At 72.7% G+C, this 12,722-nt stretch carries 15 protein-coding genes; 8 read left to right on the plus strand and 7 right to left on the minus strand.

Features of this window, described 5'->3' with window-relative positions:
• The first annotated feature begins 2 nt into the window (after positions 1-2).
• Both ACWEN6_RS20945 and ACWEN6_RS20950 read left to right on the plus strand, forming a co-directional pair.
• Positions 3-515 carry a DUF6789 family protein gene (locus ACWEN6_RS20945; RefSeq protein ID WP_452571982.1) on the plus strand — a complete coding sequence of 171 codons (513 nt, stop codon included), beginning with the start codon at positions 3-5 and terminating at the stop codon, positions 513-515.
• A gap of 133 nt (positions 516-648) precedes the next feature.
• Positions 649-2,100 carry an N-acetylmuramoyl-L-alanine amidase gene (locus ACWEN6_RS20950; RefSeq protein WP_452571984.1) on the plus strand — a complete coding sequence of 484 codons (1,452 nt, stop codon included), beginning with the start codon at positions 649-651 and terminating at the stop codon, positions 2,098-2,100.
• A gap of 85 nt (positions 2,101-2,185) precedes the next feature.
• Here the strand turns inward: ACWEN6_RS20950 and ACWEN6_RS20955 are convergent, their stop codons facing one another.
• The gene (locus tag ACWEN6_RS20955; RefSeq protein WP_452571986.1) at positions 2,186-2,428 is read right to left on the minus strand and encodes a hypothetical protein; all 243 of its coding nucleotides are present in this window, start codon (positions 2,426-2,428) and stop codon (positions 2,186-2,188) included.
• Positions 2,429-2,632: 204 nt separating this feature from the next.
• Here ACWEN6_RS20955 and ACWEN6_RS20960 point away from each other — a divergent pair, with 204 nt between their 5' ends.
• The gene (locus ACWEN6_RS20960; protein ID WP_380827974.1) at positions 2,633-2,842 is read left to right on the plus strand and encodes an EF-hand domain-containing protein; all 210 of its coding nucleotides are present in this window, start codon (positions 2,633-2,635) and stop codon (positions 2,840-2,842) included.
• A 43-nt stretch (positions 2,843-2,885) separates the two neighbouring features.
• Here ACWEN6_RS20960 and ACWEN6_RS20965 read toward each other — a convergent pair whose 3' ends face one another.
• Positions 2,886-3,182: a helix-turn-helix domain-containing protein gene (locus ACWEN6_RS20965; RefSeq protein ID WP_452571988.1), complete on the minus strand. Its 297-nt coding sequence runs from the start codon at positions 3,180-3,182 to the stop codon at positions 2,886-2,888.
• A gap of 40 nt (positions 3,183-3,222) precedes the next feature.
• Here ACWEN6_RS20965 and ACWEN6_RS20970 point away from each other — a divergent pair, with 40 nt between their 5' ends.
• Both ACWEN6_RS20970 and ACWEN6_RS20975 read left to right on the plus strand, forming a co-directional pair.
• A complete protein-coding gene (locus ACWEN6_RS20970; RefSeq protein ID WP_452571990.1) occupies positions 3,223-3,849 on the plus strand; it encodes a hypothetical protein in 627 nt (208 codons plus the stop codon).
• On the plus strand, positions 3,842-4,999 hold the full coding sequence (locus ACWEN6_RS20975) for a CU044_5270 family protein (protein WP_452571992.1): 1,158 nt from the start codon (positions 3,842-3,844) through the stop codon (positions 4,997-4,999). Before ACWEN6_RS20970 ends, ACWEN6_RS20975 begins: the two co-directional genes overlap by 8 nt.
• On the opposite strand, the gene ACWEN6_RS20980 is transcribed toward ACWEN6_RS20975, so the two are convergent.
• From ACWEN6_RS20980 to ACWEN6_RS20990, 3 genes are all read right to left on the minus strand, one after another.
• On the minus strand, positions 4,954-5,649 hold the full coding sequence (locus ACWEN6_RS20980) for a hypothetical protein (protein WP_452571994.1): 696 nt from the start codon (positions 5,647-5,649) through the stop codon (positions 4,954-4,956). The two genes, ACWEN6_RS20975 and ACWEN6_RS20980, sit on opposite strands and share 46 nt — an antisense overlap.
• Before the next feature lie 113 nt (positions 5,650-5,762).
• Complete coding sequence (locus ACWEN6_RS20985) at positions 5,763-7,040, minus strand: hypothetical protein (protein ID WP_452571996.1); 1,278 nt, start codon at positions 7,038-7,040, stop codon at positions 5,763-5,765.
• Between the two features lie 275 nt (positions 7,041-7,315).
• On the minus strand, positions 7,316-8,158 hold the full coding sequence (locus tag ACWEN6_RS20990) for a helix-turn-helix transcriptional regulator (RefSeq protein ID WP_452571998.1): 843 nt from the start codon (positions 8,156-8,158) through the stop codon (positions 7,316-7,318).
• Positions 8,159-8,448: 290 nt separating this feature from the next.
• Here ACWEN6_RS20990 and ACWEN6_RS20995 point away from each other — a divergent pair, with 290 nt between their 5' ends.
• Positions 8,449-9,471 (plus strand): aldo/keto reductase, encoded by a 1,023-nt coding sequence (locus ACWEN6_RS20995; RefSeq protein ID WP_452572000.1) that lies wholly within the window; start codon positions 8,449-8,451, stop codon positions 9,469-9,471.
• A gap of 136 nt (positions 9,472-9,607) precedes the next feature.
• Here ACWEN6_RS20995 and ACWEN6_RS21000 read toward each other — a convergent pair whose 3' ends face one another.
• Together ACWEN6_RS21000 and ACWEN6_RS21005 are read right to left on the minus strand one after the other, a co-directional pair.
• Complete coding sequence (locus ACWEN6_RS21000) at positions 9,608-10,222, minus strand: histidine phosphatase family protein (protein WP_452572002.1); 615 nt, start codon at positions 10,220-10,222, stop codon at positions 9,608-9,610.
• Positions 10,223-10,350: 128 nt separating this feature from the next.
• On the minus strand, positions 10,351-11,619 hold the full coding sequence (locus ACWEN6_RS21005; protein ID WP_452572004.1) for a PEP/pyruvate-binding domain-containing protein: 1,269 nt from the start codon (positions 11,617-11,619) through the stop codon (positions 10,351-10,353).
• A gap of 58 nt (positions 11,620-11,677) precedes the next feature.
• Between ACWEN6_RS21005 and ACWEN6_RS21010 the strand changes: the two genes are divergently transcribed.
• Positions 11,678-12,073, plus strand: coding sequence for a DNA-binding protein (locus tag ACWEN6_RS21010; protein ID WP_452572006.1), 396 nt, complete (start codon positions 11,678-11,680; stop codon positions 12,071-12,073).
• Positions 12,070-12,705, plus strand: coding sequence for a transcriptional regulator (locus tag ACWEN6_RS21015; protein ID WP_452572008.1), 636 nt, complete (start codon positions 12,070-12,072; stop codon positions 12,703-12,705). Before ACWEN6_RS21010 ends, ACWEN6_RS21015 begins: the two co-directional genes overlap by 4 nt.
• Positions 12,706-12,722: the final 17 nt, after the last annotated feature.

The raw sequence follows: 12,722 nt of genomic DNA on the forward strand, positions 1-12,722 counted from the left end.
CAATGATCCGTGACCTCGTCAAAGGCGCCGTCAGCGGCACGATCGCGACCGCTGCCCACACTGTCGTCATGATGACCGGGAGCAGGGCCGGGCGGTCGTGGAAGCCGCCGCCCAAGCACATCGTCCGGGCGGTGCTGCCCGGCTCGAAACACCGGCCCAAGCCGGGCGAGAACGTGCTGGCGACGGTCGCGCACGTCGGCTTCGGCGCCGCCGCCGGCGGGCTGTTCGCGGTCCCGTTCCGGCGGCGCCGGCCCCGCGTGGCGGAGGGCATGGCGTACGGGCTGGCGATCTGGCTGGTCAGCTACCAGGGGTGGGTGCCACGCCTCACCGCCATGCCGCCCGCCCACCGCGACCGGCCCGGCCGGCAGGCCGTCCTGGCCGCCGCGCACGTGACGTACGGGGCGGTGCTGGTGCTCGCCCTCAACGCGCTCCGGCGTAACGAGGGGAGACCCGCCGAGACGGGCCCCGTCTCCCTCGAACGCCCGCTCACCCCCCTCACCCCCACCGGCCGCTGACCCCTCGGCTCCCGGGGTACGGCCGCATCCGTTTCATGCGGATGTATGGGTTTTGGAGCTTTCTTATATGAGTCCTCCGGACGCTGTACGGCACGGCGCTTCGCACCAGGAGCGCCCGTGTTGAGGAGGACCCATGATGGCTTTCCGCGTCCGCCGCTCACATCGCCTGGCGGTGGCGCTGGCCGGTCTGCTCGCGGCTCCGGTCTGCCTGTTCGGCGCACCGGCGAACGCCGCACCGGCCGCACCGGCCGACCCCTTGGGCGGCGCGTTCAGCGGCGCGGCGGCGAGGTACGAGGTGCCGCGCGATCTGCTCGTCGCGCTGGCCTACGCAGAGACCCACCTCGACGGGCACGACGGCGCGCCCAGCGCGAGCGGCGGGTACGGCGTGATGCACCTGGTCACCAATCCGACGCGCCACACTCTGGAGCAGGCCGCCGCGCTCACCGGCAGGCCGGTCGCGGCGGTGCGGTCCGACAGCGCGGCCAACATCGCCGGCGGCGCCGCGGTGCTGCGCGCCGAGGCCGACGGGCTGGGCCTGCGCGCCGCCGACCGCCGGGACATCGGCAGGTGGTACTCGGCCGTGGCCAGGTACGGCGGGGCCGCGAACCCCTCCTCCGCCCGGCTCTACGCCGACACCGTGTACGACCTGCTCGGCGAAGGCATCCACACCGTCACGCCCCGCGGCGAGACGGTGGACGTCCAGGCCAGGACCGTGGAACCCGACCGGGGCGCGTACGCCGACGCGCCCGACCTGAACGCTCCGCGCCTCGCGGCCGCCGCGGACTACCCGAGCGCCCACTGGGCGGCGGCCAGTACCAGTAACTACCGGGTCGGCAGCCGGGGCGCGAGCACGATCGACCGCATCGTCATCCACGTGATGCAGGGCTCGTACGCCGGGACGATCTCCTGGTTCCAGAACCCGAGCGCCAAGGTCTCGGCGCACTACCTGGTGCGGTCGTCGGACGGCGACATCACGCAGATGGTCCGTGAGAAGGACGTCGCCTACCACGCGACCGTCTACAACGACCGTTCCGTCGGGATCGAGCACGAGGGGTACGTCAACGACGCGAGCTGGTTCACCGACGCGATGTACCGCTCGTCGGCGGCGCTGACCCGCTACGTCGCCGACAAGTACGGCATCCCGAAGGACCGCACGCACATCATCGGCCACGCCCAGGTGCCCGGGACCGACCACACCGACCCGGGGCCCAACTGGAACTGGACCAAGTACATGCAGTACGTCACCGGGGGCTCCGGCGGCAACCCGTACACCCCGGAGCAGGTGTGCGGCACCGGTTACAGCGTGATCGACTCGGCCGCGCTCGGCACGTCGGGGACGGTGTACCTGCTGTACGACACCTCCAGCGGCCGCAACTGCGTGGCCACGATCAAGAGCACCTCGCTCGGCACGGCCACGGCCACCTCGGCGTACCTGGAGGTGCAGGGATCGACGAGGATCACCGACTCGGGCGACTTCGCCTACTACGCGGGCCCGGTGCGCGCTGCGGCGGCCGACAAGTGCGTGAAGTGGGGTGGTAAAGCCGGTTCGTCCACCTACGACAGCCCCTTCGAACACTGCGGCTGACCGCACCTGGAACACCGCGGCCGAGCGCGCCCGGGCCACGGCCAGTCCGAGGCCGCCTTCCTCCGGGAGGGCGGCCTCACCGCTCTCAGGGCTGCTCGCCCAGGCGGCGGCGCAGGTCCTCGCGGCGGGCCTCCAGCGTGTTCATGAGCTGTTCCTGCTCGTCGGCCATGGCGATCAGCATGGAGACCTCGGCCGCGTCGGTCGGGGCCTCGGCACTTCCTCCGACGGTCCCGCGCAGCTCGGCCACGGTCTCGCGGAGCTTCACCAGGTCCTCCTCGACCATGTCGAGCTCCTCCCGCAGCCGGGCCTGGTCACGCTCGGCGGCCATCGGCGCTCCCTTCTTCTCACCAACTCTCACCAACCCCACATACCCATCTGCGGCACGGCAATCCCGGACGGGCGTCCGGCCCGCCCTGGTACGGCGCACGCGGACGTGGAAAGGCGCCGCAGGGTGACGTAAGTGAATGAAATCCCGAAATGGTGGCAGTTGGCGCACTAAGGTGCTGGACGACCTAACTCGCGAGGAGTGGCTATGAGCGATTACGCGGTGACCTTCGACCTGGTAGACGTCGACAAGGACGGGCTCATCTCGGCCGAGGAACTGCTGCGGCTGATGGACGTGCTCGGCCAGCCCGTGTCCCAGGAGGCAGCCGACGCGGCGGTCCAGAAGCTCGACCTCGACGGCGACGGGCGCATCTCGCTGGAGGAGTTCTCCCGCTACCTCGCCGCCACGACCGGCTGACCCGTCCGGGGAGTCGCCGAGGGGCCCCGTCAGGCCGCCGCTCTCATCGGAGGGCCTGGCGGGCGCGCAGGACGACCTCCAGCTCGAAGCGGACATCCGGGTCGGCGAGCTGGTCGCCGTACAGCTCCTCGAGCTGCCGCAGCCGGTAGCGGACGGTCTGCGGGTGGACGTGCAGCCGGGCGGCGACCTCCCCGGCGCCGCGCCCGTACCGCAGCCACGCCAGCAGCGTCTCGGCCAGCCGGTCCCGCTGCCGCGGGCACAGGTGGGCGAGCGGGGCGAGCCGCACCGCGGCCAGCGCGGCCACCAGCTCCTCGTCCCTGAACACGACCAGCGCGGCCATGTGGTCGGCGCACCGCAGCAACTCCGTCCCGTCGGGGAGGATGCCGCGCGCGGCCAGCGCGAGCGCGTCCCTGGCCCATCCGAGTGAGGTCGCGGCGCTCCATCTCGCCGGCCGCGTTCGCGCGGGCCTCGTTGTCCCCCTCGGTCGCGGCGTCGGCGAGCTGGTCGAGGAAGACGAAGATGGCCTCCCCCATGTCGTACAGCGTGCGCGGGTCGAGGCCGAGCCCTTCCGCCTGGTCGGTGAGGCGGTGCCAGGCCACGCGCGCGCCGAGCCGCATGGCGGTCTGGAAGGGCTCCAGGTCACGGCCCTCGGCCGCCTCGCCCCGCCCGATCGCGCGGAAGACGTCGGGGTCCCAGGGCTCGCGGGGCCGTTCGATGCGGCCGATGAAGCGCTGGAGCGCCTCGTCGACCGCCAGGCGCAGCACCTTGAGGTAGACCTCGTCCGCCGGGCGGGCGTACTCGGGGACGCGCTGCTGGATCTCGCAGATCATCTGGTCGGCGAGGTCGCCGGCGACCGGGCGCAGGCGGGCCGCCACACCGGCCGGTACGGCGGCCCACACGACATCCCCTCCGGGACCGTGCGCTCCCGGTTGCATCGCGTCCGCGTCAAACTCCGCCGGGCGCTCGGTGGCAGCGACCCCCTCACCTTGGAGCACCAGCATGACTGACGAGATCCAGTCGTTCAGGGACGGCCGTCCGGACGCCCCGCCGTACCGGCCCGGCGCCCGGGAAAGCGCGCGGCGCCGCCTGCTCGCCCAGGCCGCGAACGGTTCGCGCGCCCGTCCCCGCCTCTTCCGGACGGGCGTCCCCCGGCCCGGCTGGCAGGCCGCCGCGGCCTTCGGGGTGACCCTCGCCCTGGTGGGCGGCGTCGGGGTCGCCCTCTCCTCGCGTCCCGCACCCGTCCCGAGGCCGGCCGCCGTCGCCACCGCCGCCTCACCCGAGCCCGCGACCGACGCGGTGTCGCTCGCCCCGTTCGTGGACGGCACGGAGCTGCACCCCCGCCCCGGACAGTTCGTCCTGGTGGAGTCGGAGACGATGTACACGATGTCCACGATGTCCACGGCCTCCTCCGCCGGTCCGCAGGACGGGACGCGCTACCTCTACCGGACCAAGCGCAAGATCTGGCAGTCGGCCGACGGGACGGCGCGCGGTCTGCTCTCGATCGAGGGGCTGCCGTCCAAGCCGTGGCCCGGCGAGTCGCTCCCCGCGGACGCGCAGGGATGGCCCGGCGAGCAGTGGCACGACATCGCCGGGCACTGTCCGGGCACGCCCGACGACTCCCGCACCGACTACGCCTACGTGAGCACCCTGCCCGCGGACGAGGCCGGCATGCGCGAGCACCTCTACGCGCGTCCCGGAGGGAAGGTGGCCGCCGACGACGAAGCGTTCACGGCGGTGGGCGACCTGGTGCGCGAGAGCTACCTGCCGCGCGCCCAGCGGGAGGCGCTCGTGGCCGCGGCCAAGACGATCGGCGGCGTCGAGGTGGCCGAGGGCGTCGAGGACGCGGCCGGGCGCCGGGGCATCGCGCTCGGCAGGGCGCGCGACGGCGTGCTCACCCAGCTCATCTTCGACCCGCAGACGTCCATGTACCTCGGGGAACGCGGCACGGTCGTCGACGCCAAGGCCGCGGGCGCGCCGGCGGGCAGCGTCCTTGCCCTGACCGCGCGGCTCAAGACGTCGGTGGTGGACGAGCTGCCGCAGGTCGGCGGCACGGACCGGGACGGCAGTTGCGAGCAGGGTCCGGGCACCCCGGACGGGGGCGCGACGCCGGTTCAGACGAGCCCGATCACGAAGCCCTCGTCCCGCACGCCGAGGTAGAGGTTCGGCCGGTGGGCCCGCATCCCCCGGTCGATGGGGGCGATGTGCTTGGGCGCGGACCCCAGCGGAAGACGGTAGCCGTTCCGCACCCGGTGGAACTCCCAGAGGGGCTCCATCTCGGGGTGTCTGACCCGGAAGCCCGGGTCGGCCGGGAACAGGTCGACCCGGACCATCACCTTGCGCGGCAGCAGGTAGTCGTCCAGCTTGAACCGGCGCTGGACGGTGCGCGAGACGGCGACCCCGGACAGCTCATGCCAGGGGACCGCCCATGACGTGCCGCGCGGGTCGTCCCACCGGATGCCGACCTGCTCGATGACCAGCTTGCGCGGCCGGGTGATCTTGCGCCAGGCGAGCAGCGGGAGCAGCCCGAGGGCGATGAAGACCACGCCGAGGACTCCGGCGACGACGGTCGTGGCGGGTCCGCCGTCGACCTGGCCGGTCAGCGCGGACGCCACCGTGACCACGCCGAGCGTCCCGGCGACGACGGCCGCCGCGACGGCCTTGACCTTGGAACCGGCTCCCACGTCGACCACCACCGGCTCGGCCGTCGCCTGCGGCCGAGCGCCTCCCTGCGGGGACCGCCCCAGCGGCGAGGCGGCCTGCACGAACTGGCCAGGGGGGATCCGCTCCCCCGGTCCCGGATATGCCACAGGGGGATGGTAGAGCGAAACATTAGCGAAATACCGGAATTCGCACTGACACGCCGCAGAAATCCGGAGTTATCGCGCTATGTCATAGCCGGACCCCGCCGGGGAACCGGCGGTCACTCGGTGACGTACACCTGGCTGAAGACCTCGGAGAGCTTCTTGAGGTCCTGGGCGATGCCGACCTCGGGGGCCGCCGGGCTGTACATGGTGGACAGGCGGCGCTGGAGCGGCTGGAGCTTGGTGAGCTGCTCCCAGGCGGGCGTGGAGGCCAGGCCCGATCCCATGACGCGGTAGGTCGCCCCCGAGGTGTCCTGCCAGCGGGTCCACAGGTTGACGGTGGCGGCGCCGTCCTTGAGCGGGGCGGCGATGCGGTCCTGTGCCACGGCGGCGGCCTGCTCGGTGGTCAGCGGCGAGGCGTTCTTGCCGGCGAGCCCGGCGTCCTCGGCGGCGATCTGCGCGAGCGTGTCCCAGGCCAGGGACTTGACCTTGCTCCACTGGTTGCGCTGCGCCTGCTGCGGCGTGATCTTCCAGGTGGCGTACGCCGACGACAGCAGGCCGGAGTCGAGCGCGAGCTGGTCCACCGAGCCGGAGGTCAGCAGCGGCTCGATGTGCTCGGGGGTGAGCAGCGGGTACTTCTTGGTCATCTCGGTGCCGCAGGAGTCGTCGGCGCCGCACCCGAACGCGGGGACCACGGTGTGCACGCCGAGCTTCTTGCCCGGGGCGATCTGGTGCAGGGCCTTGGCGGCGGCGGTGACGAACCCGCTCATCTCCTCGGGCGTCTTGACCGCGCCGTTGTAGCCGAGCTGGGAGGTGAAGCGGATGCCGACGACGCCCGGCTGCGCGGCGAGCGCGCCGACCTTGCGCACCGCCGCGGCGAAGGCCGCGGCGCCGGCCTTGTAGTCGTCCAGCAGCTCGGTGTCGACCCAGACCCGCATGTTGCTCGCCGCGGCGGCGGCGATCGCCTGCCCGGCGGGGGTCTGCGCGGCGGCGGCGATCTCCTGGGGGGTCACCGAGCAGTTCTCGCCGGCGGTCTGACAGGCCGGCGGGGTGCTGTCGTCCTGATAGTCCTGGGGAGCCGGGTCGCCGTCACCGTGCGCCTGGCCGTCGCCCTCGCCCTCGGCGGAGCACTGCTCCACCGTGCAGTCGATCCAGCCGACCGGGTACTCGGTGGCCTCCTTCAGCTTCGCGCCGTCGTCCTTGGCCCAGAACCGGACGATGTCCAGCGCCTCGCCCGGGTCGGCCATCCAGAAGCACTGAGGGTCGGACTGCGAGCCGCCGTTGGTGACGTTCTTGCAGTCCTCGGCACCGTCCTCGGAGAACGCCGTGGCGGCCGGGATGCCCACCGCGAGAACGGTGAGGGCGGCGCTGAGGGCGAGGGCTCTCCTGATTCGCATCAAGCGTCTCCTTGGGCGGGGGCGATACGGCCGATGATCGTGCAAAACGATCGAAACGACTGTATCGGGCACATCTCTACTCGACCAGAGGAACGAAGGGATCGTGTCAACACAGGAACCCCGCCCGGCGCGCCGACCCCCCTCCCAACTCGCAGGACCCGCGCAGTCCCTTGCGCCCCCCCGGCCGGATTCCACCGACCCGTATCCCCTGCGTCACCCGCAGTTCCGGCAGCGCCCGAGCGCCCGCCCCAGGCGGACGGACCCGGCGCACCGGCTCAGCCGCGGGTCAGGTCCTGCAGGCCGACCACGCGCAGCAGTTCGAGCCGCTCATGAGACTCGCTGCCCGGACGCGCGGTGTAGACCACGAGCCGCTGGTCGTGCTCCGGGCTCAGCAGTACCTCGCAATCCAGCTCCAGTGGGCCGACGACGGCGTGCAGGAAGCGCTTGACGTCGGAACGGCGCACGGCGACGTCATGGGCGTCCCACAGCGCCGCGAACTCCTCGCTCCTGGCGCGGAGCCCCCGGACGAGCCCCGCCAGCCGCGCGTCATCCGGGCGGCGGGCGAGTGTGGCGCGCAGATCCGCCACCGCCACGCGGGCGGCGCGGCCGTGGTCCTCCGCCGGGAACAGCTCGCGCGCGGACGGGTCGGTGAAGTAGCGCCAGACGATGTTGCGCTCCGCCTCGGGGCGGGCGGACGCATCGCCGTGGAGCGCCTTGGCCATCGCGTTCTGCGCGAGGATGTCACCGCGGTCGTTCACCACCTGGGCGGGAGTGTCGGTCAGCCGATCGAGGACCAGGAGCAGGCCGGGGCGGACGTGCTCGGTGGTCGGCCGGTCCCGCGGGGGCTCCTCGCCGGCCAGATGGAAGAGGTGGTCCCGCTCGTCGCGGGCCAGCCGCAGCGCGCGGGCGACGGCGGCGAGCATCTGGCGGGACGGGCGCGAGCCCCTGCCCTGCTCCAGCCGCGTGTAGTGGTCGGTGGACATGCCCGCCAGCTGCGCCACCTCCTCACGGCGCAACCCCGGAGTACGGCGCCGGGCGCCATGCGGCAGGCCCACGGCGGCGGGGGTCAGGCGGGTGCGGCAGTGGCGCAGGAAGTCGGCCAGCTCGGGTCTGTCCACACCTCCACCATGCCTCGGAACGCCCGCCGCAGCCAGGGACGGCCGCTCCCAGGATAAGGACGTCTCTCCCGCCGGCGCCCGCACCTGCCGCACGATGAGAACCGCCCCGGCGGACCGGCGGCGCCCCGCGGGTGCGACGAGACGAGCACAGCCGAGGTCCCGCACGCCGCACGCGGCACCTCCCTCCATGACACGCCCCTCCATGACACGCCACATCCGGATCCGGCATCCCTGGATGTGCCGGTCGGACGAACGACCCCGCATCACCCACGAAGAAAGGCGGAGATCGCATGCGATACCGCACGCTCGGCCGGACCGGTATCAAGGTCAGCCCCTACGCGCTCGGCGCACTGATGCTCGCCACGTCCATCGGCAACCCCGACCCCGACGACTCGGTGCGAATCATCCACAAAGCGCTGGACGCGGGGATCAACTTCATCGACACCGCCGACGTCTACGGCGACTCGGAAGAGGTCGTCGGCAAAGCGCTCCAAGGGCGGCGTGACAACGTCGTCCTGGCGACCAAGGTGAGCCGCCCGATGGGTGAGGACCCCAACCAGCAAGGCGCCTCGCGGCGCTGGATCACGACCGCGGTCGAGAACTCGCTGCGCCGCCTGCGGACCGACCACCTCGACCTCTATCAAGTCCATCGGCCGGACCCCACCACCGACATCGAGGAAACTCTCTCCGCGCTCACCGACCTCATCCGCAGCGGCAAAGTGCGTGCGATCGGGTCGTCCGCCATGCCCGCGTCCGACATCATCGAAGCCCAGTGGGGCGCCGAGCGGCGCGGCCTGGAGCGGCTCCACACAGAGCAACCGCCCTACTCGCTGCTCAACCGCGGCATCGAACGCGAAGTGCTGCCGATCACCCAACGCTACGGGATGGGCACGCTGGTGTGGGGCCCGCTCGGGCAGGGACTGCTCACCGGGCGCGTGCGCAAGGGCCGGCAGAACGAACTTCGCCGCGCGGGCCTCGTGAGACACCTCAACGACGAGCGTCGCCTCGACGTCGTCGAGCGATTCGTTTCGCTCGCCGAGGAGGCGGGCTTGCCGCTGACCCACCTCGCGACGGCGTTCGCGATCGCCCACCCTGGCGTGACCAGCGCGATTGTCGGGCCACGTACGATGAGCCATCTCGACGACCTGCTCGCCGGCGCCGACGTCACCCTCACCGACGACATTCTCGACCGGATCGACGAGATCGTCCCGCCCGGCACCGACGTCGGCACGCTCGACCAGGCTTACGTGCCCCCACCCCTCCAAAATCCGAACCTCCGCCGCCGCCCCATCAGCGAACGCACCGCCGCCTGACGGGCCGGGCCGGCCGCCCGGCTCCGCCTCGCGACACGCTGGTTCGAACCCGGAATTCACGCACCCGTACGACCTGCTTCACTCACCGTTCCACCACCGCGCCCGTCCGGAACGCCCACGGAGGGCGAGAGCCGCCTCACGGCCTCACGCGTTCTGAGAACCCGGTCCAGCGCAGATCGGCCGGGAGGTGGCTCATGTCGTTGAACATCACGATCGCCGGCGGCAGGCCGTCGCGGTAGTCGATGACCGTCAGCGCGGTGTTGCCGCTGTTCAGGCCGAGCCACCGGGACGGCGGCGCGTCCAGCGCGTGCCGCACCAGCCAGGCGATCTGGAAGGCGTGCGTCACCAGGACCTCGTGCGTGTCGGCCCCGGTCCCGGTCCCTTGCGAGGCGGGGGCCTTGGCGAATCGGGCGACCAGCGCGTCGGCGAGCCTGCGGCCCAAAGCCACCTCGGTGTCGTCGTAGCCGTCGAAGAAGCCGGCCTGGGACGGGGGCAGTTCAGCCGCGGTGGGAACGTAGGGCACGTGGTCGACGAGTTCGGCGGCCTCGGCCACGGGCACGTCCGGCAGGTGCCGGGCGAGTTCGTGCGCGCTCGCCACCGCGCGCGGCAGCGGGGAGTGCCACACGGCGTCGACCGGCACGCCGGCGAGCCGCTCGCCCAGCAGGCCCGCCTGCCGGCGCCCGATGTCGGTCAGCTCCCCGGCCGCGTCGGCCGCGCCGTGGCGTACCAGGTAGAGGTGTCGCGTCGTCATGAGCGGTGAGGATACGGGGCGCCCTGTACGGGCCCGTCTCCCCTCTCCTTCCGATCGTGGGTGCGGGCCCGGCGATGGTACGGGCGCGACGCCGCGCCACCTCCGGCCCGCCGGCGGCGCACCGCTCGTCAGCCGGCGGCGGTGACGGTTCCGGCGGTGCCGTCGACGGTGAGGACGGTGTCGTCGCGCAGCCTGCTCATCGCGTCCGGGACGCCTAGGACAGCCGGGATGGCCTGCTCGCGAGCGACGATCGCGGCGTGGGAGAGCACGCCCCCGGTCTCGGTGACGACGCCCGCGACGACGCGCAGCAACGGCGTCCACGCGGGGTCGGTGAACGGGCAGACGAGGATGTCGCCCGCGCGCACGCGCGCGAAGTCGCCGGGCCCTCGGACGATCCTCGCGGCGCCGGTCACGCTCCCGTGGCTGCCCGGGGTCCCCCTGAGCACGGTGTGCAGGGTGTGCGCGCCGTCCTTGGCATCCTCGGGGTTCTCGGGGTTCTCGGGGTCGTGGACGTCGTCGATGTCCTCGGTGTCCTCGGTGCCCTCGGCGTCCAGGGCGACGGGGGGCGGCGCCGGTGGCGGGGGTGCGGCGGTGACCGGCCGCGCCTGCAGGACCCAGAGGCGGCCGTCGGCGATCGCCCACTCGATGTCCTGCGGCCCACCCAGTACGGCGGAGATCCGCCGTCCCAGCCCGGCCAGCCGCTCGGCGGTCGCGTCGTCGATCGCCGGCCGCTCACGGGCGCGGATGGGCACCTCGGAGACCACGAGCCGCGCGCCGTGCCGATCGAGGCGGGTCCGTTTGCCCCCGATGGTGCGCATGACGGAACCGTCACCGGCGACGCGGTAGGCGTCCGGGGCGACCTGGCCCCCGACGACGCTGGGGCCGAGGCCGAAGGACGCCTCGATCAGGGTCGGGTCGTCCGCGTGCGCGGGCGTGAACATGACTCCGGACACCTCGGCGTCCAGGTGGCGTTGGACGATGACCGCCATCGCGAGATCGCCGGCCGGCCGGCCGGAGGCGTCGCGGTAGTCGATGGCACGCGGAGAGAACAGCGAGGCCCAGCAGGCGCGTACGGCCTCGGTGACGTCGGCGGTTCCGCGCACGGCGAGAAAGCTCTCGTGCTGCCCGGCCGCCGACGCCTGGCCGGTGTCCTCGCCCGCCGCCGATGATCTCACCGCCACGGGCGGATCGCCGAGCTCGCCGAGTGCGCGCCCCACCGCGTCGATGACGGTGGCGTGGACCGGACGTGCCTCGATCGCCCGCCCGTCCAGGCCGCGGGCCGCGTACGGGAGGACGAAGCCGTCCGGCACCGGCAGACCCGCACGGAGCAGCGCGCCGAGCGCGCCGGCCTTGCCCCCGCAAGTGTCCGCGACGGCCTCCCCGAGGGGTACGATCACCCGTCCACCCTTCAACGTTTTGTTGACAACTTTTTGTTGATTCTGCATCATGATCCGCATGTCACGCAAGCAGGAAATCGCTCACACCGAGCGCGCCGACCACGCCCAGGCCCAGCACGAGCGCGACGCGCGTGAGCGTCTCCTGACGCTGGGCGCCGATGCGATCGAGGCCCGCCCGTGGCGCCCCCCACCCGTCCCGCCGTCCGCGGTGGACCTGGTGAACTTCGCCGTCTGGCGCTGGGCCGACCTGACCCCGGAGGACCTCCTGGGCGCGCTCACCCTCATGCCCGCCGCGCGCGCCGAGGTCGACGCGCTCGAGGCCGGCCTGCTGTTCACGGCCCGCAGCGCGGGGCTGACCTGGGCGCAGATGGCGCAGGCGATGGGGTTCAACTCCCCGCAGGCATGCCAGCAGCGTTACACCCGGCTGACGACGCGGCGGGAGGCCGGCTCATGACGCGGGATTCCGCACCTGACCTGCTGGTCCTGCACTCCGTACGCGTCACCGGGTTCGCCGACACCCCGGTGATCGCTCGCCGGTACGGGCTCGACCCGGCCGAGACCGAAGAGACGCTGCGCGACGCCGAGGCGTACGGATGGGTCCAGCACACCGCCTTCGCCGGCACCGCGGGGTGGTCGCTGACCGAGCGGGGCAAGGCCGAGAACGAGCGCCGGCTCGCGGCCGAGCTGGCACATGCCGGCGGCGCCGAGGAGGTCCGTGAGGTCTACCGCGCGTTCCTCCCGCTGAACGCCCTGCTGCTCCAGGCCTGCACCGACTGGCAGCTCCGGCCCACCGCCGGCGACCGGCTCGCCGCCAACGACCACTCCGACCACGCCTGGGACGCCAGGGTCCTGCGGGAGCTCGGCGACATCGGGCGCGCGCTCACGCCACTGGCGTACCGGCTCTCACGCGTCCTAGTCCGCTTCCAGGGCTACGACGAACGGTTCACCGCGGCTCTGGAGCGGGCGCGAGCCGGGGACGGCGCCTGGGTCGACCACACCGACGTCGACTCCTGCCACCGCGTCTGGTTCGAACTCCACGAAGACCTCATCGCCACCCTCGGCCTCGACCGCCACGCCGCTCCCTGAACCTCGCTCAGGTGAGC

The sequence above is a fragment of the Sphaerisporangium sp. NPDC004334 genome (assembly GCF_053602655.1).

Coding starts and splice junctions, on each gene's coding strand:
- ACWEN6_RS20945 (WP_452571982.1), top strand. CDS start 3: ATGATCCGTGACCTCGTCAAAGGCGCCGTCAGCGGCACGATCGCGACC.
- ACWEN6_RS20950 (WP_452571984.1), top strand. CDS start 649: ATGATGGCTTTCCGCGTCCGCCGCTCACATCGCCTGGCGGTGGCGCTG.
- ACWEN6_RS20955 (WP_452571986.1), bottom strand. CDS start 2,428: ATGGCCGCCGAGCGTGACCAGGCCCGGCTGCGGGAGGAGCTCGACATG.
- ACWEN6_RS20960 (WP_380827974.1), top strand. CDS start 2,633: ATGAGCGATTACGCGGTGACCTTCGACCTGGTAGACGTCGACAAGGAC.
- ACWEN6_RS20965 (WP_452571988.1), bottom strand. CDS start 3,182: ATGGCCGCGCTGGTCGTGTTCAGGGACGAGGAGCTGGTGGCCGCGCTG.
- ACWEN6_RS20970 (WP_452571990.1), top strand. CDS start 3,223: ATGCCGCGCGCGGCCAGCGCGAGCGCGTCCCTGGCCCATCCGAGTGAG.
- ACWEN6_RS20975 (WP_452571992.1), top strand. CDS start 3,842: ATGACTGACGAGATCCAGTCGTTCAGGGACGGCCGTCCGGACGCCCCG.
- ACWEN6_RS20985 (WP_452571996.1), bottom strand. CDS start 7,040: ATGCGAATCAGGAGAGCCCTCGCCCTCAGCGCCGCCCTCACCGTTCTC.
- ACWEN6_RS20995 (WP_452572000.1), top strand. CDS start 8,449: ATGCGATACCGCACGCTCGGCCGGACCGGTATCAAGGTCAGCCCCTAC.
- ACWEN6_RS21000 (WP_452572002.1), bottom strand. CDS start 10,222: ATGACGACGCGACACCTCTACCTGGTACGCCACGGCGCGGCCGACGCG.
- ACWEN6_RS21010 (WP_452572006.1), top strand. CDS start 11,678: ATGTCACGCAAGCAGGAAATCGCTCACACCGAGCGCGCCGACCACGCC.
- ACWEN6_RS21015 (WP_452572008.1), top strand. CDS start 12,070: ATGACGCGGGATTCCGCACCTGACCTGCTGGTCCTGCACTCCGTACGC.